1 protein-coding gene is annotated in these 222 nt (G+C 64.4%); it reads left to right on the top strand.

Going from position 1 to position 222, the window contains the following annotated elements; all coding sequences use genetic code 11:
* Positions 1 to 222 (top strand): hypothetical protein (locus DOM36_RS20230; protein WP_198651352.1); only part of this gene is annotated, 222 nt, incomplete at both ends.

The following is a 222-nucleotide window of genomic DNA, read 5'->3' as shown; positions in this document are numbered from 1 at the left end:
GAATCTGCAGCGCGAACGCGAGCTGGAAACCATCGACGAGTCGCTGCGCCCGATTCAGGAGCGCATCTGGGCGTTGCAGGATGAGAAGGCTGCGCATGAGGAAGCGCAGAAGGCGGCAACGGACTATCACGATGCGCTGGCCAGCGCTGGCGATGCGCTGGCGGGAACGCTGGGCAATATCAGCCAGTGGATCGACAAGCAGAACGCCACCGGCGGCTCGCC

It is taken from the genome of Salinicola sp. CPA57, assembly GCF_003206035.1.
GTDB classification, from domain to species: domain Bacteria; phylum Pseudomonadota; class Gammaproteobacteria; order Pseudomonadales; family Halomonadaceae; genus Salinicola; species Salinicola socius.
Note: the sequence above shows the minus strand (reverse complement) of the source record. Positions and strands in the feature narration are given on the sequence as shown.